Genomic DNA, 23,535 nt, shown 5'->3' on the forward strand with positions numbered 1-23,535 from the left:
CTCGCGGGTTCAGTATCCACCACGGACGGGCGGGTAGCCGTACCCACCCGCCGGGGCGGGCGCCGCGTGCGCCTCGCGGTCGTAGAACGGGCGGGCGTTCGCCCGCAGCCACAGCGCCACCGGGTCGTAGTCGTCGGACATCGCCACGGTCGAGACCGGCAGCCCGTCGGGGACCGCGCCGATCGACTGCTGCATCATGCCGCGCACCGAGTCGACGGCCGGGGGGCTGGTGTCGTAGACGTCCAGACCGATCGCGAGATACGGCGCTCCGAGCGCGGGCTGCACCCAGGCGCGGCGCAGCGCGCGGACCGCCGGGGTGCGGTGGGCGTTCTGCGTGAGCAGGGCGTAGAACTGCGGGATCTCGATGCCCGGTTCCGACAGGCGCAGGGGCCCGGCCGGCTGGCGTTCCAGGCCGGTGGCGATCCGGCGGAGGTCGAGCCAGGGGATGCCGACGCCGCCGCCCGGCGCGTGCGGGTTGAGCCAGAGGCCGAAGTGGTCGGGGTAGAGGGTGCGGGCCACGTCCAGGCCGTCGACCACCTCGTAGGAGCGGTTCCAGCCGCTCGCCGACAGTTCCTGGGCGGAGGTGACGCAGGGGGCGTAGCCGTACGTGTCGACCTGCATGTTTCCGTACTGGGCGTCCGGGGAGCCGGACTGGCCGTGCCACAGGAGCATCCAGATCTGACCGGAGTGGGGGGTCGCGAGGGCGCGCAGGAGCGCCTCGTAGGCGTCGTAGCGCCCGGGCGTCACCTGGCGCAGCATGTGCTCGACCTGGCCGGTCGCGGTGCGGCTGCCGCTGGCGCTCAACGTGTACCGCCCCTTCTTCTGGTTGGTTGCCCTGCGTTGGAGACCAGCTTAAGCGCCCAAGGGGTGGGGGCCTGGTGTGCGTTCGCGAGTGGCGGTGCGTTGTGGCTGAGCGCGCAGTTCCCCGCGCCCCTAAGTTGGCTGCCCTTCTCGGAACTTCTAGTGACCCTGTGTATAGAAGGGGCGTACCGTCTGGCGCATCCAGTCCGCCACGGGGTCTTGAGTCACGTCGAGCAGAACCAAGTTGACCTGCCACTGGACCGTTACCTGGCCCAGCGCTCGGGCAAGCGCTTCCATCGGGGCCGCTCTCAAGTCGCCGTCCCAGTTGGTGAGTTCGACGCCTACGAACATCACCGGGTCGGCCGTTTCGATGGCGGCCAGGCAGCGGCGGGCCGAGGCGACCACGCCGAGGGTGGCGAACTCGGCGGAGGCCGCGGCGAGGAAGTCGACCGGGTCGTCCTGCCAGTCGGGTTCGAAGAGGCGGACGCGGCCGCCGCTGGTGGGGCCGTCGAGGGCGGTGCGGCCGATGCGGCACAGCTCGGCCACCGCGAGGGGCGGGAGCGGGACGCCGACCATGCCGCCCGGGTTCACCGCGATGCCGACCTGCGGGGGCAGCCCGCGGGCGAACTCCACCGCCGGCGCGATCGTGAACGACAGATGCGAGCCGACGACCTGGCGGAACTGCTCCTCGGAGCTGAAGACCGGGACGTACGCCTGCCCCTCGATGTCCAGCGTCGGCAGGTCCAGGGGACCGCTCTGCGGGCCGCCGCCGCTGGGGAGCGGGACCCAGACGAAGCTGCGGCCGAGCACCTCGACGATCCGGCCGCCGGCCGAGGGCATGCCGAGGGACGTCGAGAGCACCTCCTCCAGCTCGTTGCCCGGCCAACCGCCGTGCGGATGGGGGTGGGGGTACGCCTGTCCGGGGAAGTCCGCCGGGAAGTCCATCTACCTACCGCCTGCTGGTGAAACCGCCTGCTGTAACCCTGCTGTGGCTGAAAAGGCTAGCGGCTCAGTCCGCGAAGTCGATCCGGCGCAACTCGTCCGCCGCGTCCCGGTCCAGGAGGACCACCGAACCCACTCCGTGCGGCAGCTCGCCGCGCTCCACCGCGCGCAACAGGCGGGCGGCGGCCCTGCGGTGGCGCAGGAACGCGTACCGCGAGACTCCGCGTCCCCGCTCGCGCTGGCCGTCGAGCGCGGTGTCCGGGGTGACGTCGAGGAACACCAGGTGCAGCGTGCCGCCCCGGCGCCCGGCGGCACGGGCCAGCCAGCCGCGCACCCACGTCTGCGTACCGCAGTCGTGCACGACGGCTCCGGACGCGGAACGGAGCACGCGGTGCAGTCCGGCGTAGTGGGCGAGGCGGACCAGGGGACGGTAGATCGCGTAGGGCAGGACTCCCGCTGTGCGGGCGTCCCAGCGGTCCCGGGTGTCCTGACTGTCGACTCGGACGCCGTCGCCGCCCGCCACCGCGCGCCGCATCAGCGTGGACTTGCCGCTGCCGGGCAGGCCGGTGACGACGACCAGGTCGCGGGGGCCGAAGCGGAGTCCGTGCGGGCTGTGGCCGGCGCGCTCGCGGAGATCGCGGACCGTCGGTACCGGGCGGGCCGGGCATGCCTCCCTGGCCGGGGCCGAGGGCTGCTCGGGCAGCGCTACGGCCGAGGTCGTGGCGTACGCCGTGGTCCTTGTCACCGTGATCGTCCTCCCTGCGGGGTCAGGAAAGGTTCTCCCCACTGAACGTAAAGAGAAGGTAATGCACGGTGTCTCGCGGTTCCGTTCGCGTCCAGCCACAGGCCTGTTACAAAGCCTGTGCGATGATGTGGCCGCCTAACTGCATACCGGCCGCTTGAATCCGCGCGGGAGAGTCCCCAGTCGTACGTCACCTGGGGCGCCGAAGGAGCAAGTCCCTCCCTTGAATCTCTCAGGCCCCGTTACCGCGCGGGCGAGGCACATCTGAAAAGCGGACCGCCAGCGACGGTGGTCCCACCCAAGGTGCAACCCATGTTCCGCGTGCGGTCATGGCGAACCTCTCAGGTCCCGATGACAGATGGGGAGGAACGACCTCGCCGTCATGCCTTGGGAGACCGACCGATGAGCAGTACCGCCACCCCTGAGAAGCGCCGCACCGCGCTCGACGCGCTGCACCGCTCGCTCGGTGCGACGATGACCGACTTCGCCGGCTGGGACATGCCGCTGCGCTACGGCTCCGAGCGCGACGAGCACCTCGCCGTCCGCACGAAGGCCGGCCTCTTCGACCTCTCCCACATGGGCGAGATCACGGTCACCGGACCGCAGGCCGCCCAGCTCCTCAACTACGCCCTCGTCGGCAACATCGCCTCCGTGGGCCTCGTCCGCGCCCGCTACACCATGATCTGCCGGGCCGACGGCGGCATCCTGGACGACCTCATCGTCTACCGGCTCGCCGAGACCGCGTACATGGTGGTCGCCAACGCCTCCAACGCGCAGGTGGTGCTGGACGCGCTCACCGAGCGGAGCGACGGCTTCGACGCCGTGGTCCGTGACGACCGTGACGCGTACGCCCTGCTCGCCGTCCAGGGGCCCGAGTCCCCCGGCATCCTCAAGTCGCTCACCGACGCCGACCTCGACGGCCTGAAGTACTACGCCGGTCTGCCCGGCACGGTCGCGGGCGTCCCCGCGCTGATCGCCCGCACCGGCTACACCGGCGAGGACGGCTTCGAGCTGTTCGTGAAGCCGGAGCACGCCGTCGAGCTGTGGCAGGCGCTGACCAAGGCCGGCGAGGGCGTCGGTCTGGTCCCCTGCGGACTGTCCTGCCGGGACACGCTGCGCCTGGAGGCGGGCATGCCGCTGTACGGGCACGAGTTGAGCACGGAGCTGACCCCCTTCGACGCCGGGCTCGGCCGGGTCGTGAAGTTCGAGAAGGACGGCGACTTCGTCGGGCGTACGGCCCTGGAGGCGGCCGCCGAACGCGCCGCCTCGCAGCCCCCGCGCGTCCTCGTCGGACTGGTCGCCGAGGGCCGCCGGGTCCCGCGCGCCGGGTACCCCGTCGTCGCGGACGGTCAGGTGATCGGCGAGGTCACCTCCGGCGCCCCCTCCCCCACGCTGGGCAAGCCCATCGCCATGGCCTACGTCGACGCCGCGCACTCGGCGCCGGGCACGGCCGGTGTCGGCGTGGACATCCGGGGCAGTCACGAGCCGTACGAGGTCGTGGCGCTGCCGTTCTACAAGCGCGAGAAGTGACAGTCGTCGTAGCGTCACGTCTGTGACCCGGGGCGGATCGCCCCTGCCCGCCGATGTCCTCCGTAGTCCCCCATTCATCAGCACTCCCCCGCGTACAGGAGAATTCAGGCCATGAGCAACCCCCAGCAGCTGCGCTACAGCAAGGAGCACGAGTGGCTGTCGGTCGCCGAGGACGGCGTCTCGACGGTCGGCATCACCGAGTTCGCGGCCAACGCGCTCGGCGATGTCGTCTACGCCCAGCTCCCCGACGTCGGCTCCACGGTGACCGCGGGCGAGTCCTGCGGTGAGCTGGAGTCGACGAAGTCGGTGTCCGACCTGTACTCGCCCGTCGGCGGCGAGGTCACCGAGATCAACGAGGACGTCGTGAACGACCCGTCGCTGGTGAACTCGGCCCCCTTCGAGGGCGGCTGGCTGTTCAAGGTGCGCGTCGCGGAGGAGCCGGGCGACCTGCTCTCCGCCGACGAGTACACCGCGTTTTCCGCCGGCTGAGGAGTCGTACACCTGATGTCTGTTCTGAACACGCCCCTGCACGAGCTCGACCCGGACATCGCCGCCGCGGTCGACGCCGAGCTGCGCCGGCAGCAGTCCACGCTGGAGATGATCGCCTCGGAGAACTTCGCTCCGGTCGCGGTCATGGAGGCGCAGGGCTCGGTCCTCACCAACAAGTACGCCGAGGGGTACCCGGGCCGTCGTTACTACGGCGGCTGCGAGTACGTCGACGTGGCCGAGCAGATCGCGATCGACCGGGTCAAGGAGCTGTTCGGCGCCGAGTACGCCAACGTGCAGCCGCACTCGGGCGCCTCCGCGAACCAGGCCGCGCTGTTCGCGCTGGCCCAGCCCGGCGACACCATCCTCGGCCTGGACCTGGCGCACGGGGGTCACCTGACCCACGGGATGCGGCTGAACTTCTCCGGCAAGCAGTTCAACGTGGTCGCCTACCACGTGGACCCGACGACCGGCCTGGTCGACATGGCCGAGCTGGAGAAGCTCGCCAAGGAGCACCGGCCGAAGGTGATCATCGCGGGCTGGTCGGCGTACCCGCGCCGGCTGGACTTCGCGGAGTTCCGCCGGATCGCGGACGAGGTCGAGGCGTACCTGTGGGTCGACATGGCGCACTTCGCGGGCCTGGTGGCGGCGGGTCTGCACCCGAACCCCGTCCCGTACGCCGATGTCGTCACATCCACGACCCACAAGACGCTGGGCGGCCCGCGCGGCGGCATCATCCTGGCGAAGAAGGAGTTCGCGAAGAAGCTGAACTCCTCCGTCTTCCCGGGCTTCCAGGGCGGTCCGCTGGAGCATGTGATCGCCGCGAAGGCGGTCTCCTTCAAGGTCGCGGCCGGCGAGGACTTCAAGGAGCGGCAGCGGCGTACCGTGGAGGGTGCGCGGCTGCTGGCCGAGCGCCTGGTGCGGGACGACGTGAAGGCCGTAGGGGTCGACGTCCTGTCCGGTGGTACGGACGTGCACCTGGTCCTGGTCGACCTGCGGAACTCCGAGCTGGACGGCCGGCAGGCCGAGGACCGGCTCCACGAGGTCGGCATCACGGTCAACCGCAACGCCGTCCCGAACGACCCGCGGCCCCCGATGGTGACGTCCGGCCTGCGCATCGGCACCCCGGCGCTGGCGACCCGCGGCTTCTCGGCCGAGGACTTCGCCGAGGTCGCGGACGTGATCGCCGAGACGCTCAAGGCGCCCAGTCCCTTCGGGGAGGCCGACGTGGAGGGTCTGAAGGCCCGGGTGACCGCGCTGGCGGAGAAGTACCCGCTGTATCCCGGGCTGTAGCCCGTCGGGGACACCGGCGCACACTGGGAGGTGTGCGCCGGTGTCCTACCCCTTGCACCACCCCGCACGTCTTGCGTTCTGAGGAGTCACCGTGGCCATCTCGGTCTTCGACCTGTTCTCGATCGGCATCGGCCCGTCCAGCTCCCACACGGTCGGCCCGATGCGGGCGGCCCGCATGTTCGCGCGCCGGCTGCGCAACGAGGACCTGCTGGACTCCGTCGCCTCCGTCCGCACCGAGCTGTACGGCTCCCTCGGCGCGACCGGCCACGGGCACGGCACCCCGAAGGCGGTGCTGCTCGGCCTGGAGGGCGAGTCGCCGCGCACGGTGGACGTGGAGGGCGCGGACGAACGGGTCGAGCGGATCAAGGAGTCGGGCCGCATCCGCCTCCTCGGCGAGCACGAGATCCCCTTCTCCTACGACGCCGACCTGAAGCTGCACCGCCGGAAAACCCTGCCGTACCACGCGAACGGCATGACGCTGTGGGCGTACGACGCGGCGGGCACCGAGCTGCTGTCGAAGACGTACTACTCGGTGGGCGGCGGTTTCGTCGTCGACGAGGAGGCGGTCGGCGCCGACCGCATCAAGCTGGACGACACGGTCCTCAAGTACCCCTTCCGCACGGGCGACGAGCTGCTGCGCCTCACCCAGGAGACGGGTCTGTCGATCTCCGCGCTGATGCTGGAGAACGAGCGCGCCTGGCGCACGGAGGAGGAGATCCGGGCCGGGCTGCTGGAGATCTGGCGCGTGATGCAGGCGTGCGTCTCGCGGGGCATGTCGCGGGAGGGCATCCTGCCGGGCGGCCTCCGGGTCCGCCGCAGGGCCGCCATGTCGGCACGCCAACTCCGGGCGGAGGGCGACCCGTTGGCGCACGCGATGGAGTGGATCACGCTCTACGCGATGGCCGTGAACGAGGAGAACGCGGCGGGCGGCCGCGTGGTCACCGCCCCCACGAACGGCGCCGCCGGCATCATCCCGGCCGTCCTGCACTACTACATCAACTTCGTGCCGGGCGCGGACGAGGACGGCGTGGTCCGCTTCATGCTCTCGGCCGGCGCCATCGGCATGCTCTTCAAGGAGAACGCCTCCATCTCCGGCGCCGAGGTCGGCTGCCAGGGCGAGGTCGGCTCCGCCTGCTCGATGGCGGCGGGCGCGCTGGCCGAGGTCCTCGGCGGCTCCCCCGAGCAGGTCGAGAACGCCGCCGAGATCGGCATGGAACACAACCTCGGCCTCACCTGCGACCCCGTCGGCGGCCTGGTCCAGATCCCCTGCATCGAACGCAACGGCATGGCCGCGGTGAAGGCGGTCACCGCGGCGCGGATGGCGATGCGGGGAGACGGGTCGCACAAGGTGTCCCTCGACAAGGTCATCAAGACGATGAAGGACACGGGGGCGGACATGAGCGTGAAGTACAAGGAGACTGCTCGGGGTGGGCTCGCGGTGAACATCATCGAATGCTGAGGGAATGGGCCCTGAGCAGCGCGTTCGTTTCTTTCAGTGCTGTCAGGGCCTTCCCTGCTTGCTCGGCGGAAAGTCCCTGGAAACGCCCTGGGACAGGCGTGAAAGTCCCTGAAAAGTCCCTGGGTTGTCCCACGGGACAGGCGCCTGACCTGGGGAATCGCAACACCCTCGATTGCCGCTCCGCTTCGCACAGGCCGCCGACAATCGCGAGGATGTATCAAATCGATCCCCTAAGGCCACCACAGGGGTACCATTCGATACATGAGTGCTGCGGAGAACTCGCGCCTGGAGCAGCGGCTGACCGGCCTCTCCCCCACGTTCACGACGGCGCAGGCACGTCAGGTCCTGCTCTCCCCTCGTGATCTGGCGTCCTTGGTCGCGGCGGGAGAGATAGACGAACTGTCCCGGGGGGTCTACCGGCGGGCAGACGCACCGGAGACAGCGCACGCCGATCTGCTTGCTGTGTGCGCGCGGGCTCCGCGTGCCGTCGTATGCGGTGAGTCCGCTCTGGCTCTGCATGAGCTCATCGACGACATCCCTACAGCGGTACACATCGCCGTGCCGCGCGGTACCCGCCGTCCCACAATTTCCTACCCGCCGACCGTGGTCGCGCAGTACGCCCCGACGACCTTCGCCCTCGGCGTCGAACGATTCGAAGCAGCCCCTGGAGAAACCATCCCCGTGTACAGCGCCGCCCGCAGCGTCGTCGACGCAATGCGCCACCGCAGCCGCATCGGCGAGACCCTCGCCCTGTCCGCGCTCGGCCGCTATCTGCGCCAGGGCGGACGTCGTAACGTCGGCGAACTCCAGGACGTCGCGAGCGAGTTGGGTGCTCTCTCCGTCATCCGCCCTGCCGTTGAGGCGGTGCTCGCCTGATGGCCAACCCCACTCGTGACACCACCGCCGGCCGCGTCTACAACGACCTGCGCAACCTGGCCCGACGCACCAGCCGGTCAACGGACGAGATCATGGTCGAGTACGTCCTCGAACGCTTCCTCTACCGCCTGGCCGCATCGCCCCTCGGCCGCGAACACTTCGTCCTCAAGGGTGGCCTGCTCCTCGCCCAGTTCGGCGCACGCCGGATGACCCGCGACATCGACGTCCTCGGCCGCTCGTTCCCGGGCACCGAAACCGAAACCGTCCACAGGATCGCGGCCATCGCCGCCACCGAGATCGACGACGGAGTCGTATTCGATCCCGCGACGCTCAGGACCGTGCCCATCCGCGAGGAGGACGAGTACCACGGCCTGCGCCTGTCGATGGCCGCATCTATCGCCCGGGCCCGGCTCAAGCTCCAATTGGACGTCAGTTTTGGCGACCCCGTCACCCCTGGACCTCGGACCATCAACTACCCGCAGCACCTCACCGCGGAAAGCTTCCAACTCTTCGGCTACCCGCTCGCTACCGTCATCGCCGAGAAACTCTCCACCGCCGTCTCACTCGGCGATCTCAACACCCGCGACCGCGACTACGGCGACCTCTACCGCCTGCTCGCACTCAACGACCTCGACGGCCAGGAACTCACCACCGCGCTGACCGCCACAGCCGCACACCGCGACATCACCCTGAAACCCCTCAGCACCGCCATCAGCGACCTCGGCGAACGTCGCCAGACCTCGTACACCGCCTGGCGCCGTCGGCAAGGTCCCGCTGCAACCGGCTACCCCGAACGCTTCACCGACGTCGTCCGACAGGTCACCGCCTTCGCGGACTCGCTTCTCAACGGCGAGGCTCTCACTCTCACTTGGAGTTCGGCGACCCTCACGTGGTCATGAACCAGACCCGGCCGACCGGCCAGGCTTCAGGGCGAACCCGAGACGTACGCATTACGAGTTGTCCGATCTTGGCCCACCGGCTTCAACAGGCGTCCACCAAGACAACGACACACCTGGTCAGTGTTGATGTCGGACGACCATGGACGAGAGTGGACCACCCCGGATTCCCCGCCAACTGAGACCACAACTGACCCACCATGAGGAACGCGTACGCTCCGTGCTGGAGGGCAAGACATCCAGCCGTCCTGCAGATGGGACTGAGATGAGGGCACACAGTAGGCCGTCGGTGCGCCACCCTTTTCCGTTCCGGGCCATGCCCCGAAACGGCAGAGAAAAGTCGACGGTCACCGTTGGCCACGAGAGCCGGCGGGTCCTGCGGTGACGGACTTCATTTTCGAGGCGATAGGGACCGGATCCGTCGCCGCCCACCGCATCGGGACAGCGATCACCGGCCCGGTCACCGTTCTGACGGCCGAGTTGATGAACTCGGCGCGCGATGTCCAGGCGCCTGCCGGGCTCACCAACCTGCCGCCGCTCCCTCTGTGCTTCGGCCGCACGAACGAGCTGGGCTGGCTGCTGCATGGCACGCTCGGGCAGCGAGCCGCCGGGACTGCCGTCGTCCAGGGCCTCGGCGGCGTCGGCAAGAGCACCCTCGCACTTGCGTATGCCCACAGACACCGTCGCGACTACGACGTGGTGTGGTGGATTGCCGCCGGATCGCCCGTCCACATCGAGCAATCGCTGGCCGACCTCGCTCTGAGGCTGATCCCCGTGTGGGCAGGCAGCGCATCTACCGAAGAGCGCGCCGCCTGGGCGATGTTGTGGCTGCAGTGGCATCCGGGGTGGCTGCTGGTCTTCGACAACGTTGAGGATCCGGCCGATCTGCAGCCCTACGTCAGCACGCCCAACGGCCACGTCATCGTCACCAGCCGGCGGTCAGCCAGCTGGCCGACCTCCGTCGCAACGCTGGCCCTCGACGTACTCAACCTGGCTGCAGCGAGTGAACTCCTCTGTAGGTGGGTGCTCGGCACGACTCCGCCGACCCACCATCAGATGCAGGAGACCCGAGCCCTCTCCGCTGACCTGGGGCAGCTTCCCATCGCACTGATGCAGGCCGGCGCCTACCTCGCGCAGAATCCGACGATCAGCATCGAACGTTACCGCCAAAAGCTGATCGGCAAGTTGGACAAGGCTACCGAAGGTGTAGACCCAGAGCGCACCGTCGCCCGGATCTGGCGCCAGACGATCAGCACCCTCACAGAGCGCAACCCCTTGGCAGTCTCCGTCCTGTCCACTCTGGCGTGGCTGGCCCCCGACGACATCCCAGTGGAACTGCTGACCCCTATCGCCGACGACAGTGACGACCTTCATGAGGCCCTTGGGATTCTTGCTGTCTACTGCATGATTTCCCTCACCCGGGACACAGTGAGCATCCACCGACTGGTCCAGACCACGCTCCGGAATCAGTCGAATCTCGGTGACACAGCGCCAGCCGGCAGGCCCGAGGCCGAACGGCTGCTGTGTACCGCAGTCGTCCCGCTGGGAGAACCGCCCAGCTCTGGCCGGTCCTCCGCCTGGGATCGGCTGCTCTCGCACCTCGTCGCGCTCGCGGCCACCACTCCTGACGGACACGCTGACACCTTTCCCGCCGGACGATACGCGAGCGCTGCGGGCTATCTCATCAACCTCGGTCACGACGCCCGCGCCGTTCCGCTGCTCACGGCGGCCCTCGCCCGCTGCGAAGCACTCGCCGGCGCCGAACACGAACTCACCATGAAGGTCCGCGCGAACCTGGCCAACGCCTACCACGGCGCCAGAGACCTCGGCCGGTCCATCGCGATCCTCGAACCGATGGTCGCCCAGTGCGCGCAAGTCTTCGGCGACTCTCACCCGGGGACGCTGACCGTCAACTCCAACCTCGCCAACTCCTACCGTGACGCCGGCGACCTGGATCGTGCGGTAGCACTCCACGAGGAGACGTTGGACCGGCGTAGGCAAGCACTTGGCGGCGACCACCCCGACACTCTCGTCAGCTGCGAGGAACTGGCCCGCACCTACAAAGAGTCCGGCGACCTGGATCGTGCCGTCTCCCTGCATGAAGCGACCCTCAAGCAGTACGAGCGATCCCTAGGACCAACCCATCCTGCCACGCTGAGCAGCCAGAACGGCCTTGCGGCGGCCTACCTCGCCGCAGGCAATCTGTCCCGCGCCATTCCGATGTACACCGCCGTCCTCGCCCAATGGCAGCAGGCGCACGGCGACAGCGATCCCGAAATCATCACCAGCCGGAACAACCTCGCCTACGCCTATGCGATCGCCGGACGCCCCGACAAGGCGGCGCAGCACCTCGAAACGGCCCTGGTCAGGTGCGAGGAGGTGTACGGCGAGGCGCATCCGGAGACCATTGCCGTCCGCGCGAACCTCGGCTGCGCCTATCGGGACGCCGGGCACCCGTCCCGTTCGCTCCCACTGCTGGAGACCGCGGCCGCGCAGAGCGCCCACCTGCTCGGCGACACCCACCCCCAGACCCTGACCACCAGGAACGGGCTGGCACAGGCTTACCAGGCCGCCGGCGACGCCGGACGGGCGATCGCCCAGTACGACACCGTCCTCGAACACCGTGCCACGCTGCTCGGCGAGACCCACCCCCACACCCTCGCCACCCGAAACGGCCTCGCGAAGGCTCACCTCGCGGCGGGCAACCCCGCTCGCGCCGTCCCGCTGTTCGAGACCGTCGTCGCCCAGTGCGAGCAGGTCTTCGGCGAGTCCCACCCGGACACTCTGGCCAACTACATCGGCCTGGCGGACGCGTTGCGCCAGACGGGCGATCCGGCGCGGGCCGTGCCCCTCGCGGAGTCGACGCTGGAACGGTGCATCCGGTCGCTCGGCGAGGACCACCCGCACACCATGGTGTGTCGGAGCAACCTGGCCACCGCACACCTCACAGTCGGCAACGCCACACGCGCCGTCCAACTCCTCGAAGCCACCGTGCGGAACTTCAGCCTCATCTTCGGCGACACGCACCCGAACACCGTCACCAGCCGGACGAACCTGGCGGCCGCCCACCTCGAGTCCGGCAACGCGGCGCAGGCAGTCGGCGTCCTGGAGGACGTCCGCTCGCAAGTGGACACCGAACTCGGCGGCACCCACCCGCGAACACTGCACTGCACCACCATGCTGGCCCGCGCCCACGGCAGGTCCGGCGGCCTCACCCGGGCAACCGAACTGCTGGAACACAGCGTCGCGCTCACCGAGAAGGAACTCGGCGCCACCCACCCGGACACACTCGCGCAACGGCAGTACCTGGCCGAGATCTACCGGGCCGACGACCGACCCGATCTGGCCGTGCCAATGTACGAAGCCAACCTCGCCCATTGGCAGCACACCCTCGGCGACCACCCGAATGTCATGAGCGCCCAACTCACCCTGGCGGACACTCACCAGGAGGCTGGCTCACACCGAAAGGCGATCGCCCTCTATCACGTAGCCCTTGAACGGATCGAGCCCGCCCTGGGCCCAGAGAACCCACTCATTGAACAGATCCGCGCAAAGATCGATGCAGCCGAGTACACCACTTTGCGGTCTGACCGTTAGTACTCCATTGAAGTTCTCCATTTCCCTGGTCAGCAGCCTGGCAGTCGGGAGCGTAGCCAAACCGCGCCAGGGGCAGGAGGGTGTTCGCTTGGCTCGCGTGGAGTGAGGCCGGTCGACGGCCCGCGAATGCCCAGTTGCCCCGTGCGCGTCGGCTGAGCGGCTTAGTCTGATGCCTCGGCCTCAGTCAGTGACAGGAATTCAGGGGTGGGTTGTGGGAGCGGAGATCGTGCAGTTTATGGAGCAGGCAGGGCCGTATCTAAGCGCGGCCCTGGGTGCCTATGGTGCGGGGATACTGGCCCGGGCTGAGGACGCTGCGGTAGGAGCCACGGCAAACGCAGGGCGCAGTATTTTGCTCGCGGTCTGGCGCCGCCGGAGCCCGGCCGGACGCCCGGAACTGGAGGCGGCGGTGCGTGAGGCGGCCGAGGAGCTGGAGGACACCGATGCTGCAGCCGCGCTGCGTCAGCAGATCAAGCGGACGCTAATGGAGAATCCGCAGCTGCTTGCGGAACTGGCCGCCAACCTTCCCGCGGCCGGTGCGGTGACGATCACCGCGTCCGGTGAACGGTCCATCGCCGCACAGACAATCGGCACGGCCGTCACCGGAGACAACACCACGATCCGTCCGTGACCCTGCTCGCTATGAAGTTCTGCCGCCAGCCTTCGAACTGTGCGCGATGCCGTCGGCCCTGCTCTGATCCACCCCGCACGCCAGGAACCGTCGGTCGCTGAACCGACCGACGCCAGCCGGAACCTGATGCGCCTTCCGATTCCCTCAGGCTCCTCGCACCCGTGCGGCGCGCTCTTTCATTTCAGCCCGTCCGTAGCAGCTCGTGGTTCGGCTGACCTCCCTGTTGTCCGAGCACCGGACCTTGGCTCTGTGCTTCGACTGCTGCACAGCCACAACTGGTCAACGGCGGCCGTGACCTGCGGCCGTCTCCTCGATCAAAGTCTTGACCTGCTGCTGAGCTGTCGGCAGTGTCGACGTTGGTCATCGTTGAGCGCCCTTCTACTTCCCGGGAGGGCGCTCGCGTATGAACACCGCATTACAAGTGCGGGGCTCACCGAAGTCATCGGATGCCGCCCGAGCATCAACGACCCAACCCCACAGGCGTCTCACGCAGCATGGGACACGTTGTAATCAGCCCCCGATAAGAAGTCCCCAAAAAGTCCCTGACGTGATTCAAGGCAAGCCTGGGTATATCAAAACCGCAGGTCAACCCCATGATCATCAGTCGTCCACACGTACGCGAAGTACAAAGAGACTGCTCGGGGTGGGCTCGCGGTGAACATCATCGAGTGCTGACGGGATCGGCCCTGACTTCTCAAGGCGGTTCGCGGACAACGAGCAGGCGGAACAGATCACCGGGCTGAACAGGGTTGCCGCGCCTCCCGGCGTCCCTTTTCGCCGAGGGGAGGCGCGCCACGCGCCCCGAACATCGCCGAACCGCACGCCTCCGACGACACGGGCCGACGTCGGGCCGACCGCCACCGTGTCATCGCCCGGCCCGACAGCTGCCGTCCCGGTGTCCCGGATGAACTTTGTTCCGCGCGGCCCGGTCTGCCCGGGTCGCGTCAGTCGGCTGTCCCGACTCGTGCGACCCGAACAGGCCCTCGGGAGAACTCAGCGGTGCCGGGTGACGGCCGTGCGGGTCACCTGTGGTGCGGGGAGGTCGGCAAGTCGTCGCCTTCGCGGACACTCCCCTCACGCGACGAGTTCGGGGGGCTCGTGCTCGCAGGTGTGGTCGATGCCGTAGGTGTCCCAGGTGGGGAACGGGTCGACGGGTGGGAGGTTCTCGCTGCCGGTCATGAGGCAGTTGGTCAGGGCCGCGTGTAGGGCATTCGGGTGCAGGTGTGTGCCGATGAAGACCAGTTCCTGCCTTTCGGGGCTGTCGGTGCTGTCGGGGTCGCTCGCGGCGGAGGGTTCGAAGCGGGCGACGGAGCCGGCCTGTGACCACAGGCCCGTCACCCGTGGGCGGCTGGCCAGGGTGAAGAAGCCCTTGGAGCGCAGGATCTGTCCGTATGCGCCGCTGTCGAGTTCCTCGGTCACGAAGGTCCACAACCGGCCTGGGTGGAAGGGGAGTTCGGAGCGGAAGACGGTCGAGGAGATGCCGTACTCCTCCGTCTCGGGGACGTGGTCGCCGTTGAGCTCTCTCACCCAGCCGGGGGCCTGTTGGGCGCGTTCCAGGTCGAAGAGCCCGGTGCCGAGGACGTCTGCGACCTGCACGCGGCCGTGGACGGCCGGGACGATGCGTGCGGCGGGGTTGAGGCGGGTGAGTGTCGCCCGCAGGCGGTGTGCCGACTCCTCGTCGACGAGGTCGAGTTTGTTGAGGACGATGACGTCGGCGAACTCGATCTGGTCCATGAGCAGGTCGCTGACGGTGCGTTCGTCGTCCTCGTACTGGTCCAGGCCGCGTTCGGCGAGTTCGTCGCCGCCAGCCAGTTCGGGCAGGAAGTGGGCGGCGTCGACGACCGTGACCATGGTGTCCAGGCGGGCGATCTCCCCGAGGGTGGCGCCGTCGTCGCGGGCGAAGGCGAAGGTCGCGGCCACCGGCATGGGTTCGGAGATGCCGGACGACTCGATGAGCAGGTAGTCGAAGCGGCCCTCGCGGGCCAGCTTGTCGATCTCCTCCAGCAGGTCGTCGCGCAGGGTGCAGCAGATGCAGCCGTTGGTCATCTCGACCAGGCGTTCCTCGGTGCGGGACAGTGCCGCCTCGCCGCCGCGCACCAGGGCGGCGTCGATGTTGACCTCGCTCATGTCGTTGACGATGACGGCGACGCGCAGTCCCTCGCGGTTGCCGAGGACGTGGTTGAGGAGAGTGGTCTTGCCCGCGCCGAGGAATCCGGACAGGACGGTGACGGGCAGCAGGTCGTGAGAGCCGTAGGACATGGACGGTCAGCCCTCGGGGCGCAGCAGTCCGCGCTCGTACGCCTTCGCAAGCCGCTGGGGCACCAGGTACGGGACGCCGTCGATGGTGATCGGCACGAGCGTCGGCGTGGCCGCCTTCCACTGGGCGCGGCGGTGACGGGTGTTGCTGCGGGACATCTTCCGCTTGGGAACGGCCATGGGGTCCTCCTGGACGACGGTGATGGCTACGACGACCGCGACGGCTGCCGGTGAGTCGCAGCAAAGCTATATGAAAATGGATACCATTAACAACTGGGGGTGATGGTCGATACACCGGTCTACGGCGTGCGGCACTGCGGGCAGAGGCCGGTGAGTTCGACGGTGTGCTCGACCTCCGCGAAGCCGGAGGTGTCGGCCACCCGCTCGGCCCAGGTCTCGACCGCCTCGGAGTCGACCGGGGTGCTCAGTCCGCAGGCGCGGCACAGCAGGTAGTGCTGGTGCTCGGGGAACGGGCGGTGGCGGAAGAGGCGTTCGCCGCCCCGGTCGCGTACGACGTCGGCGCGGCCGGCGTCCACGAGGGCGGCCAGGGTGCGGTAGACGGTGTTGAGGCCCACCCGCGCGCCTTGAATCCTCAGTACGTCGTGCAGGGCCCGGGCGCCGACGAATCCGCCGTGGTCGATCAACGCCCTTACGACGCTGGTCCGTTGGGCGGTGCGGCGGCCGATGAGGTCCAGGTCGTCGGCCGGTGCGCCCATCACGCCTCCGCGAGACCGAGGCGGGCGTGGGGCCGGCGTACGGCGAGGAGCGCGACCGCGTAGACGGTGGTGGCGACGGCCATGATGGCGAAGCTGGGCGGCAGTTGGGAGACGTAGTAGCTCAGGGCCAGGCCCGCCCACATCTCTCCTACCGCGAGTCCCGCGGACAGGGCCAGGGCGTGATAGGGCCGGTCGGTCAGCCGTTGCGCGGCGCCGGCGGGTGCGGCGAGCAGACCCAGGAGCAGCAGCGACCCGACCGCCTGGGTGGCCTCGGCCGCGCAGGCGCCGACCAGGATCAGGAAGGCGAGGCCCAGCAGCCGTACCGGCACCCGACGGGCCGCCGCCACCGCCTCGTCCACCGAGGCGAAGAGCAGGGGCCGTGCGACGGCGAGCACGGACAGGCAGATGAGGGCTCCGACGACGGCCGCGAGCCACGTCTGTCCGGCCGACAGGCCGAAGATCGACCCGAAGAGGACGTTCACCCCGGCGGTGCCGTTCCCCGTGTTGCGGGACGTGGTGTAGAGGGTGAGGAAGAAGACGCCCAGGCCCAGGATCCAGGAGAAGAGGCTGCCGATGGCGACGTCGTCCGCCCGTCCGCGGCGGCCCAGCGCACCGAGCACCACGGCGAACAGGACGGTGGCCGCGAACAGTCCGAGCCGCAGGTCGAAGCCGAGTGCGAGGGCGGCGAGCGCCCCGGTGAACGCCACGTGGCTGAGCGCGTCGCCGGTGAACACCTGGGCGCGCAGCACCAGGAAGTACCCCACGAGACCGGCCGCCAGGGCGATCGCGGTGCCGGCCAGCAGCGCGTGCACGAAGTAGGGGTGGGTGAAGGCACTCATGCGAGAGCACCTGCTCCCACCATGCGGTGCCTGCCGACGGCAGCCGCGAGGGTGCGGCCGGCGCGGGCCAGGACGTAGACGGCGAAGGCGAATGTGGTCACGTAGAAACCGATCGGGTACGGCGAGTAGTAGGCGGCGATCAGCCCCGTCCAGGTCACCGCGATCGCGATCACCACCGAGAGCACCAGGCTGATGGAGGGCCGTGCCGTGAGCTGCTGCGCGGACGCGGCCGGCATCACCAGCAGGGCGAACACCAGCAGCGTGCCGGTGATCTGACTGGCCTCCGCGGTCGCCGCCCCGAGGAGGACGAGGAAGACCACGGACAGGGCCCGCACCGGCACCCCGCGTCCGGTGGCGACGTTCTCGTCGACGGAGGCGAACAGCAGCGGCCGTCCGATGACCGCCAGCACGCCGAGCGCGACCGCGGCCACGATCGTCAGCACGGTCACCTGAACGGTGGTGATGCCCAGAAAGCTGCCGAACAACAGGGAGTTGACCCCGCCGAGGAACCCTTTGTAGAGGGCGACGAAGAGGAATCCGCACGCCAGCAGGAACGCCTGGACGGTGCCGGTCAGCGCCGACTCCTGGCCGCTGCCGCCCTGCCCCGAACGCGGGATGGCGGCGATCACCAGGGCGCCGCCGATACAGAACGCGAAGTAGCCGAAGCCCGCGCTGATGCCGAGCAGCGTCGCGCAGGCCGCGCCGGGAAAGCTGACCACGGCCAGGGTGTGTCCGGCGAAGCTCTGCCGCCGCAGCACCATGAACCAGCCCATCACGGCGGCCAGTACGGCTACGACCGTACCGGCCCGGAAAGCGTTGACCATGAACGGGAACGCCCAGATCTGCTGAAGGTCGGTCATCGGGTTCCACGACCAACCGGCCGTCGTATCAGCCCAGTTCACGACCCGCCTCCCTCGGCGTGCCGGTCGGTGTGGACGGCGGGCGCCTCGGGCTGGCCGACGACCACCAGGCGTCCGTCGCTGGTGCGCAGCACCTCCACCGGCACGCCGTAGAGCCGCGAGAGCGTCTCGGTGGTGATCACCTCCTGCGGTGGGCCCGCGACGGCACCGCCCTCGGCGATGTACACCACCCGGTCCAGCCACGCGAGGATGGGGTTCACGTCGTGCGCGACCATGACGACGCTGACGCCGGCCTCCCGGCAGATCCGCCCGATCAGCGCGGCGACCGCGCCCTGATGCGACAGGTCGAGACTGTCCAACGGCTCGTCCAGCAGCAGCAGTTCGGGGTCCCGCACGAGTGCCTGGGCGATCAGCAGCCGCTGCTGCTCCCCGCCCGAGCACTCACCGATCGGCCGGTGCGCGTACGCGCTCGCTCCGACCAGGTCGACGACCTCGGCGATACGGTCCCGTGCCGCCCGGCGCCGGGCGCTGAACCGAGCCGGCACCGGCAGTGGTACGCCCCAGCGGTCGCCGTCCAGGCCGAGCCGCACGATGTCGGTGCCGCGGATGCGCAGGCTCGCGTCGAAACTGCGCCGCTGCGGCAGGTAGCCGACGCGGTGACCGGCCTTTCCGGGCGCCTCGCCCAGCACGCCGACCTCACCGGCGGCCGGAGGCAGGATGCCGAGCAGCATCTTGACCAGGGTCGACTTGCCGACCCCGTTCGGGCCCAGGACGGCCACGAACTCACCGGCGCCGACCTCCAGATCGACACCCGACCACAGGGTGCGGCCGCCGACGCGCACACCGGCGCCGCGCAACGACACGACCGGGGAACGCGGCGGCTGTGATGCGGCCGGCTGTGCGGGGACGCGGTGCCGGGCCGTGTCGCCCGGCCGGATGGCCGGATTCACGGTGCTCACCTGCCCGTCGCCTGCCCCAGGGCCTTCTCGATAGCCTGCAGCTGCCGTACCTGCCACGCCTGGAAGGACGCCCCGGCCGGGGTGAGGGTCTCGGTCACGGTGGCGACCGGGATGCCCTTGGCCTTGGCGGCCTTGACCTGGGCCTGCACGTCCGGGGTGGCGTTCTGGCTGTTGTAGACGTAGACCTTGATCTGCTTCTCGCTGATCTGCCGGTCGATGGTCTGCTTGTCCTTGGCCGTCGGGTCGGTGCCCTCGCTGATGGCGTCCAGGAAGGACTCGGGCGTGAGCATCTTCAGCCCCAGGCCCTCGGCGAGCGGGGTCACGATGGACTCCGAGGCGCCGATCGCCGTGTTCGCGTACTTGGCCTTGATGCCGGCGATCAGCTTGTTGTACGGCGCGAGGGTCTTGGTCTCGAAGGCCGTCTTCCGGGCGTCGAAGTAGGCGGCGTCGGCCGGGTCCAGCTTCTTGTAGTCGGCGGTGATCTTCTCGACGACCTGGTGGACGTTGTCCGGCGAGTACCAGCGGTGCGGGTTGCCGCCCGGCTTGATGCCCACCAGGTCGCCGACCTTCAGGTCCGTACGGCCGCTTTCGGGGTTGGCGGACAGCAGCTTGTCCGCCCAGGCGTCGTAGCCGATGCCGTTGACGATCGTGTACTGGGCGCCTGCCACCAGACGGCCGTCGGCGGCGGTCGGTTCGTAGTCGTGAGGGTCGGCGTTCGGGTTGTTGATGATGCTCTTGACCTGCGCGTGGTCGCCGCCGAGCTGGGAGGCGATGCTGCCCCAGAAGTTCTCCGCGGCCACGACCTTGATGGTCTTGCCTGCCGTGGTCGACCCGGCGTCGGCGGTGTCGGAGGACGAGGAGGTGGAGCAGCCGCTGGTGGCGGCCAGCGCCGCGACGGCGGCCAGGCCGCCGGCGATCAGGCGGGCGGGGCGGGATATCGGGATGCCGGCAGTACGCACGACGCGGTCTCCTTGACGGGCTGATGGGCCTCGCACACAGGGCAGGGCCCGGTGGAGCGGAACACTCACGACCGTAGATGGAAACGATTGTCACTACTAGAGAACCGGCTGATCTAAATGAAAATCATTACGCATACTTGACTCTCGCGGCAGCGGCGTCAGCAGTCGCGGAACTCCGGGGACTGGTTGAGGACCTGGGCGCGCAGAGAGGTGAAGCGGGCGTACGTCTCGCCGCCGCGGCCCTCGGGGCGGAAGGCGGCCACGCGGTGGCAGTTCTGGAAGGCGAGGACGATGCCGAAGTGCCGCTCCAGGCTGCCGCGGATCGCGTCGCTGGACAGGGCGCGCAGCAGCTGGCCGCGTTCCTTCTCGGAGGGCGGCGGGGTCTGGTTGTCGGTGAACTCGGCCGTACCGGACAGCAGTTCGCTGACCAGGCGGTCGACGAGGTCGTAGGCGTACGGCAGGGATGTACGGACCGTTTCCACGAAGTCCTCTTCCCGCACCTCACCGTTCTGGGCTTCGGCGAGCAGCTGCGGGGAGACGTCGAGCGACATGTAGGGAAGTCCTTGTCTTTTGGGGCTTGTTGCGGCTTGTCGGATCTGTTGCGGAGCTGGTCCTGCCGGGTCAGGCGAAGGCGGCCAGGGCCGCGGGGCCGTGCCGGAAGTCGGGGTCGACCTGGGTGGCGAGGTCGTGGCCCGTGGCCTCGTCGGCCCAGGCGGTGGCGTTGCGCAGGTGGAAGTCGACGGCGTGCCGCTGGAAGGCGGTCCAGTCCTTGGGGCGGGCGTCGACGGCCTCGCGCAGCCGGTCGAGGGTGCGCGCGTTGTGGGGCTCCAGCTCGCCGGGGGCGCGGCCCTGCTCCTGGGCGCGGACGAACGAGGACTGCTCGCAGTGGGCGACGAGGTCGGCGCCGACGTGCTCCCGGAGGAAGGCGAGGTCGTCCTCGCCGGTGACCTTGTTGCCGACGACGCCGATCGGCACGCCGAACTCGGCGGCGTGGTCGCGGTACTGGCGGTAGACGGAGACGCTCTTCCGGGTCGGTTCGACGACCAGGAAGGTCATGTCGAAGCGGGTGAACAGGCCGGAGGCGAAGGCGTCGGCGCCGGCTGTCATGTCGACGACGACGTACTCGCCGGGTCCGTCGACGAGGTGGTTGAGGTACAGCTCGACCGCGCCGAGCTTGGAGTGGTAGCAGGACACCCCGAGGTCGCTCTCGTCGAAGGCCCCGGTGACCATCAGCGCCACCCCGCCGACGTCCTGGACGTGGTGGGCGTGGATCTCGTCGTCGCCCAGCAGCCGCAGCAGGCGGGAGCCGCGCCCGGGCGGGGTCGTCTTGACCATGGCGGCGCGGGAGGCGATCCGCGGGTTCGTGCCGCGGAGGTAGTCCTTGATCTCGCCGGTCCGCGCGCTGAGCGGCGGCGCGGCGAAGAACTCGTCCTCGTCGAGACCGAGCGCGTAGGCGAGGTGCTGGTTGATGTCGCCGTCTACGGCGACGACCGGTGCGCCGGAGCGCGCCAGGTGACGGGAGAAGAGGGCGGACAGGGTCGTCTTGCCGCTGCCGCCCTTGCCGACGAATGCCACGCGCATGTCTAGCCATCCCTGTTGGAAATGGATTTCATGAGCATAGAGTGAGGAGGCGGCTGTGCGGTGTCAAATCATTCGCCGCCAAATGGCTTGCTGCCGGAGTGAGTTGAGCCCGAATCCGAAGGAGGCCACGGACATGAGCGACGCGGATCGCGGCCGCCGGAGCCACCCGTTCACCCTTGTCGTCTGCTCGTCCTGCCGGGGCGCGGCGGACCAGGTGATGGACGTGCTGCGCCGGGCCGTTCGAGACTGCCCGCACGGCGTCATGGTCTCCACCGGGTGCCTGGAGAGAGTTCTGCACTGCCGTCGCGACCACGGAGTGCATGCAGCGGTGCAACCGTGCGGGGCGGACCGCAGGCCCACTGGAGGTGTCATGCGCATTGGCCCGGTCGTCACCGTCGCCGACGCCGAAGCGGTCGGGGTGTGGCTGCGGGGCGGGATGCCCGACGACGGCACGCTGCCCGAGCGGCTCCGCGCGGCCCCCGCTCCGTGGCAGGTCGCCCGCCTCAACTGAGGGGCTACTCCTGCGCGTGCCGGATGGCGTCCAGCACGATGTGGGCGACGTGGTCGTCGGTGAGGCCGTACTGGATCTCGCGGGCCTGCCGACGGGCGGTCACGATGCGGGAGTTGCGCAGAACGCGCAGGTGCTGGGAGACCAGCGGCTGGCTCACCCCGAGGGCGGCGACCAGTTCGTGGACGTACTTTCCGCCCCCGGACAGCTCTCGCACGATGCCGAGGCGGACGGGCGAGGCCAGTGCCTTGAGGAGGTCACTCGCGGCCTCCAGGGCGCGTATCGGCTCGTCCGCGGGAGCTGCCGGGGAGGGGGGAGTCGTCGTCACATGCATACATTAGCAAGTGACAATGATTTTCGATCCGGGTGAGGGCCGCCCGGGGATGGATCAGTGATCGTCCCAGTGGCCCTCGTGGGCGGCGTGACGGTGGCCGTCGTGCACGTAGTCGACGTGGTCCTCGTGCGGAACGGCGACATGGCCGCAACCCTCGCCGTGCAGGTGGTCGTGCCCTTCGTGGGCACTGTGGCCGACGCTCGCGCACTCGTCGACGTGGTCCTCGTGGACCTTGTGGAGGTGGCCGCCGTGCGCGTAGTCGGTGTGGTCGCCGTGCGGAACGGCGACGTGGCCGCAGCCCTCGCCGTGGACGTGCGTGTGGCTGTCGTGCGTGCGGTGCTCGGTGGCGGTGGTCATGTCGTACTCCTGCTTCCGCTTCTGCTTTCAGGGTGCCTGCGGCCGTGCCCGGCAGGCGATGCATGGCGACATTAACATATAGCAATCCACGCATGTATTGGTCGAGGTGCAGCACCCGGCGCCTCGCTCGTTCGATGTCAGTCGAGGGTGCGTGCGCCGAGCCGCAGGTGCTCGATGTGGTGGACGGCCTGGTCGAGGAGTTGGGCGACGTGGTCGTCGTAGAGGCGGTAGACGATGCGACGGCCGTCGCGTTGCCCGGTGACGAGGCCGAGGGCGCGCAGGAGGCGGAGTTGGTGGGAGACGGCGGACTGTTCCATGCCGACGGCGGCGGCGAGTTCGGTGACCGAGTGCGCGGAGTGGCGCAGGGTGGTGAGGATCAGCAGTCGGGAGGGGGTGGCCAGCGCCTGGAGGGTGGCGGCCACCGAGGTGGCGGTGACCTCGTCGAGGCGGGCGGCCACGATGACGTCGCGGCCGCCCGCCTCGACGGGATGCTCACCGGCGTGCACGGAGCCGGGCCTCGCGTGGCGGGCGGACGAACTGGAGCTCCAGCGTGGCCGGGGGCTGGGCGACGCCCGGTCCGCCGGCCGCCGCCCAGTTCACGATCTCCTCCGTGCAGTCGTCGTCCATCGCGAAGCCGATCCAGACGGCCCGGCCGCCGGCCCGGCGTCCGGCGGCGGAGGGCTGGACGACGACGACGTTGGCCTGGTCGCAGGGGCCGAGGCAGTCCGTCGTACGGACGTGGAAGCCGTGCTCGGCGGCGCCGGCGCGCAGCCGGTCGAGCTGCCAGGCGTGGTCGGTGCCGGGGTGCTTGCGGGGGCTGCCGCAGCAGCAGCCCCGGCAGACGACCAGGGTGCAGGGTTGCTGGGGGTACCGCCCGGTCGAGCGAAGCCGAGACTGGGGGAGGGCGGCGCCGATC

General features: G+C 69.4%; 25 protein-coding genes and 2 riboswitches. Of the genes, 9 read left to right on the forward strand and 16 right to left on the reverse strand.

The genetic code is table 11. The annotated features are described in order from the left end of the window. Positions 1-9 precede the first annotated feature (9 nt). From AC31A1_RS07070 to AC31A1_RS07080, 3 genes are all read right to left on the reverse strand, one after another. A complete protein-coding gene (locus AC31A1_RS07070; RefSeq protein WP_489652389.1) occupies positions 10-804 on the reverse strand; it encodes an enhanced serine sensitivity protein SseB C-terminal domain-containing protein in 795 nt (264 codons plus the stop codon). A gap of 156 nt (positions 805-960) precedes the next feature. Next, a complete protein-coding gene (locus AC31A1_RS07075) occupies positions 961-1,746 on the reverse strand; it encodes an enhanced serine sensitivity protein SseB (protein ID WP_489652390.1) in 786 nt (261 codons plus the stop codon). Between the two features lie 64 nt (positions 1,747-1,810). Then, positions 1,811-2,494, reverse strand: coding sequence for an AAA family ATPase (locus AC31A1_RS07080; protein WP_489652421.1), 684 nt, complete (start codon positions 2,492-2,494; stop codon positions 1,811-1,813). A 149-nt stretch (positions 2,495-2,643) separates the two neighbouring features. Continuing rightward, positions 2,644-2,743, forward strand: a riboswitch (glycine riboswitch). Beyond that, positions 2,744-2,853: riboswitch (glycine riboswitch) on the forward strand. A 34-nt stretch (positions 2,854-2,887) separates the two neighbouring features. On the opposite strand from AC31A1_RS07080, the gene gcvT reads away from it, so the two are divergent. The 8 genes from gcvT to AC31A1_RS07120 all read left to right on the forward strand — a co-directional run bounded on the left by gcvT (position 2,888) and on the right by AC31A1_RS07120 (position 13,250). Next, complete coding sequence (gene gcvT, locus AC31A1_RS07085) at positions 2,888-4,015, forward strand: glycine cleavage system aminomethyltransferase GcvT (protein WP_489652391.1); 1,128 nt, start codon at positions 2,888-2,890, stop codon at positions 4,013-4,015. Between the two features lie 111 nt (positions 4,016-4,126). Continuing rightward, the gene (gene gcvH / locus AC31A1_RS07090) at positions 4,127-4,504 is read left to right on the forward strand and encodes a glycine cleavage system protein GcvH (protein WP_019058529.1); all 378 of its coding nucleotides are present in this window, start codon (positions 4,127-4,129) and stop codon (positions 4,502-4,504) included. Between the two features lie 15 nt (positions 4,505-4,519). Further along, on the forward strand, positions 4,520-5,794 hold the full coding sequence (gene glyA, locus AC31A1_RS07095) for a serine hydroxymethyltransferase (RefSeq protein WP_489652392.1): 1,275 nt from the start codon (positions 4,520-4,522) through the stop codon (positions 5,792-5,794). Positions 5,795-5,885: 91 nt separating this feature from the next. Then, on the forward strand, positions 5,886-7,253 hold the full coding sequence (locus tag AC31A1_RS07100) for an L-serine ammonia-lyase (RefSeq protein WP_489652393.1): 1,368 nt from the start codon (positions 5,886-5,888) through the stop codon (positions 7,251-7,253). A 261-nt stretch (positions 7,254-7,514) separates the two neighbouring features. Beyond that, positions 7,515-8,129: a type IV toxin-antitoxin system AbiEi family antitoxin domain-containing protein gene (locus AC31A1_RS07105; RefSeq protein ID WP_489652394.1), complete on the forward strand. Its 615-nt coding sequence runs from the start codon at positions 7,515-7,517 to the stop codon at positions 8,127-8,129. Continuing rightward, positions 8,129-9,028 carry a nucleotidyl transferase AbiEii/AbiGii toxin family protein gene (locus AC31A1_RS07110; RefSeq protein ID WP_489652395.1) on the forward strand — a complete coding sequence of 300 codons (900 nt, stop codon included), beginning with the start codon at positions 8,129-8,131 and terminating at the stop codon, positions 9,026-9,028. Before AC31A1_RS07105 ends, AC31A1_RS07110 begins: the two co-directional genes overlap by 1 nt. A gap of 378 nt (positions 9,029-9,406) precedes the next feature. Further along, a complete protein-coding gene (locus AC31A1_RS07115) occupies positions 9,407-12,622 on the forward strand; it encodes a tetratricopeptide repeat protein (RefSeq protein WP_489652396.1) in 3,216 nt (1,071 codons plus the stop codon). Between the two features lie 211 nt (positions 12,623-12,833). Next, positions 12,834-13,250 (forward strand): hypothetical protein, encoded by a 417-nt coding sequence (locus tag AC31A1_RS07120; RefSeq protein ID WP_489652397.1) that lies wholly within the window; start codon positions 12,834-12,836, stop codon positions 13,248-13,250. Positions 13,251-14,324: 1,074 nt separating this feature from the next. Here the strand turns inward: AC31A1_RS07120 and AC31A1_RS07125 are convergent. The 9 genes from AC31A1_RS07125 to AC31A1_RS07165 form a co-directional block, all read right to left on the reverse strand. Next, positions 14,325-15,509: a GTP-binding protein gene (locus AC31A1_RS07125; protein ID WP_489652398.1), complete on the reverse strand. Its 1,185-nt coding sequence runs from the start codon at positions 15,507-15,509 to the stop codon at positions 14,325-14,327. Between the two features lie 6 nt (positions 15,510-15,515). Then, positions 15,516-15,686 (reverse strand): 50S ribosomal protein L32, encoded by a 171-nt coding sequence (gene rpmF / locus AC31A1_RS07130; RefSeq protein ID WP_019065309.1) that lies wholly within the window; start codon positions 15,684-15,686, stop codon positions 15,516-15,518. 119 nt (positions 15,687-15,805) lie between these two features. Next, on the reverse strand, positions 15,806-16,222 hold the full coding sequence (locus AC31A1_RS07135; protein ID WP_489652399.1) for a Fur family transcriptional regulator: 417 nt from the start codon (positions 16,220-16,222) through the stop codon (positions 15,806-15,808). Then, positions 16,222-17,061, reverse strand: coding sequence for a metal ABC transporter permease (locus AC31A1_RS07140; RefSeq protein ID WP_489652400.1), 840 nt, complete (start codon positions 17,059-17,061; stop codon positions 16,222-16,224). The genes AC31A1_RS07135 and AC31A1_RS07140 overlap by 1 nt, the downstream gene beginning before the upstream one ends. Next, positions 17,058-17,963 carry a metal ABC transporter permease gene (locus AC31A1_RS07145; RefSeq protein ID WP_489652401.1) on the reverse strand — a complete coding sequence of 302 codons (906 nt, stop codon included), beginning with the start codon at positions 17,961-17,963 and terminating at the stop codon, positions 17,058-17,060. Before AC31A1_RS07145 ends, AC31A1_RS07140 begins: the two co-directional genes overlap by 4 nt. Further along, positions 17,960-18,880 carry a metal ABC transporter ATP-binding protein gene (locus tag AC31A1_RS07150; RefSeq protein WP_489652402.1) on the reverse strand — a complete coding sequence of 307 codons (921 nt, stop codon included), beginning with the start codon at positions 18,878-18,880 and terminating at the stop codon, positions 17,960-17,962. The genes AC31A1_RS07145 and AC31A1_RS07150 overlap by 4 nt, the downstream gene beginning before the upstream one ends. Next, a complete protein-coding gene (locus AC31A1_RS07155; RefSeq protein WP_489652403.1) occupies positions 18,877-19,839 on the reverse strand; it encodes a metal ABC transporter solute-binding protein, Zn/Mn family in 963 nt (320 codons plus the stop codon). Before AC31A1_RS07155 ends, AC31A1_RS07150 begins: the two co-directional genes overlap by 4 nt. 158 nt (positions 19,840-19,997) lie before the next feature. Further along, positions 19,998-20,390: an SCO5389 family protein gene (locus tag AC31A1_RS07160; protein WP_489652404.1), complete on the reverse strand. Its 393-nt coding sequence runs from the start codon at positions 20,388-20,390 to the stop codon at positions 19,998-20,000. 70 nt (positions 20,391-20,460) lie between these two features. Beyond that, positions 20,461-21,420 carry an ATP-binding protein gene (locus AC31A1_RS07165; protein ID WP_489652405.1) on the reverse strand — a complete coding sequence of 320 codons (960 nt, stop codon included), beginning with the start codon at positions 21,418-21,420 and terminating at the stop codon, positions 20,461-20,463. Between the two features lie 370 nt (positions 21,421-21,790). Between AC31A1_RS07165 and AC31A1_RS07170 the strand changes: the two genes are divergently transcribed. Then, the gene (locus AC31A1_RS07170) at positions 21,791-21,931 is read left to right on the forward strand and encodes a hypothetical protein (RefSeq protein WP_489652406.1); all 141 of its coding nucleotides are present in this window, start codon (positions 21,791-21,793) and stop codon (positions 21,929-21,931) included. 4 nt (positions 21,932-21,935) lie between these two features. On the opposite strand, the gene AC31A1_RS07175 is transcribed toward AC31A1_RS07170, so the two are convergent. The 4 genes from AC31A1_RS07175 to AC31A1_RS07190 all read right to left on the reverse strand — a co-directional run bounded on the left by AC31A1_RS07175 (position 21,936) and on the right by AC31A1_RS07190 (position 23,534). Continuing rightward, the gene (locus AC31A1_RS07175; protein WP_489652407.1) at positions 21,936-22,256 is read right to left on the reverse strand and encodes an ArsR/SmtB family transcription factor; all 321 of its coding nucleotides are present in this window, start codon (positions 22,254-22,256) and stop codon (positions 21,936-21,938) included. Between the two features lie 60 nt (positions 22,257-22,316). Further along, positions 22,317-22,619, reverse strand: coding sequence for a hypothetical protein (locus AC31A1_RS07180; RefSeq protein WP_489652408.1), 303 nt, complete (start codon positions 22,617-22,619; stop codon positions 22,317-22,319). A 137-nt stretch (positions 22,620-22,756) separates the two neighbouring features. Next, positions 22,757-23,125: an ArsR/SmtB family transcription factor gene (locus tag AC31A1_RS07185; RefSeq protein WP_489652409.1), complete on the reverse strand. Its 369-nt coding sequence runs from the start codon at positions 23,123-23,125 to the stop codon at positions 22,757-22,759. Further along, entirely contained in the window at positions 23,112-23,534 is a 423-nt protein-coding gene (locus tag AC31A1_RS07190) for a (2Fe-2S) ferredoxin domain-containing protein (protein WP_489652422.1), read from the reverse strand. Before AC31A1_RS07190 ends, AC31A1_RS07185 begins: the two co-directional genes overlap by 14 nt. Between the last annotated feature and the right edge of the window lies 1 nt (position 23,535).

It is taken from the genome of Streptomyces sp. P5F9 (assembly GCF_057961495.1).

Coding starts and splice junctions, on each gene's coding strand:
- AC31A1_RS07075 (WP_489652390.1), bottom strand. CDS start 1,746: ATGGACTTCCCGGCGGACTTCCCCGGACAGGCGTACCCCCACCCCCAT.
- gcvT (WP_489652391.1), top strand. CDS start 2,888: ATGAGCAGTACCGCCACCCCTGAGAAGCGCCGCACCGCGCTCGACGCG.
- gcvH (WP_019058529.1), top strand. CDS start 4,127: ATGAGCAACCCCCAGCAGCTGCGCTACAGCAAGGAGCACGAGTGGCTG.
- glyA (WP_489652392.1), top strand. CDS start 4,520: ATGTCTGTTCTGAACACGCCCCTGCACGAGCTCGACCCGGACATCGCC.
- AC31A1_RS07105 (WP_489652394.1), top strand. CDS start 7,515: ATGAGTGCTGCGGAGAACTCGCGCCTGGAGCAGCGGCTGACCGGCCTC.
- AC31A1_RS07110 (WP_489652395.1), top strand. CDS start 8,129: ATGGCCAACCCCACTCGTGACACCACCGCCGGCCGCGTCTACAACGAC.
- AC31A1_RS07125 (WP_489652398.1), bottom strand. CDS start 15,509: ATGTCCTACGGCTCTCACGACCTGCTGCCCGTCACCGTCCTGTCCGGA.
- rpmF (WP_019065309.1), bottom strand. CDS start 15,686: ATGGCCGTTCCCAAGCGGAAGATGTCCCGCAGCAACACCCGTCACCGC.
- AC31A1_RS07135 (WP_489652399.1), bottom strand. CDS start 16,222: ATGGGCGCACCGGCCGACGACCTGGACCTCATCGGCCGCCGCACCGCC.
- AC31A1_RS07140 (WP_489652400.1), bottom strand. CDS start 17,061: ATGAGTGCCTTCACCCACCCCTACTTCGTGCACGCGCTGCTGGCCGGC.
- AC31A1_RS07160 (WP_489652404.1), bottom strand. CDS start 20,390: ATGTCGCTCGACGTCTCCCCGCAGCTGCTCGCCGAAGCCCAGAACGGT.
- AC31A1_RS07165 (WP_489652405.1), bottom strand. CDS start 21,420: ATGCGCGTGGCATTCGTCGGCAAGGGCGGCAGCGGCAAGACGACCCTG.
- AC31A1_RS07170 (WP_489652406.1), top strand. CDS start 21,791: ATGCGCATTGGCCCGGTCGTCACCGTCGCCGACGCCGAAGCGGTCGGG.
- AC31A1_RS07180 (WP_489652408.1), bottom strand. CDS start 22,619: ATGACCACCGCCACCGAGCACCGCACGCACGACAGCCACACGCACGTC.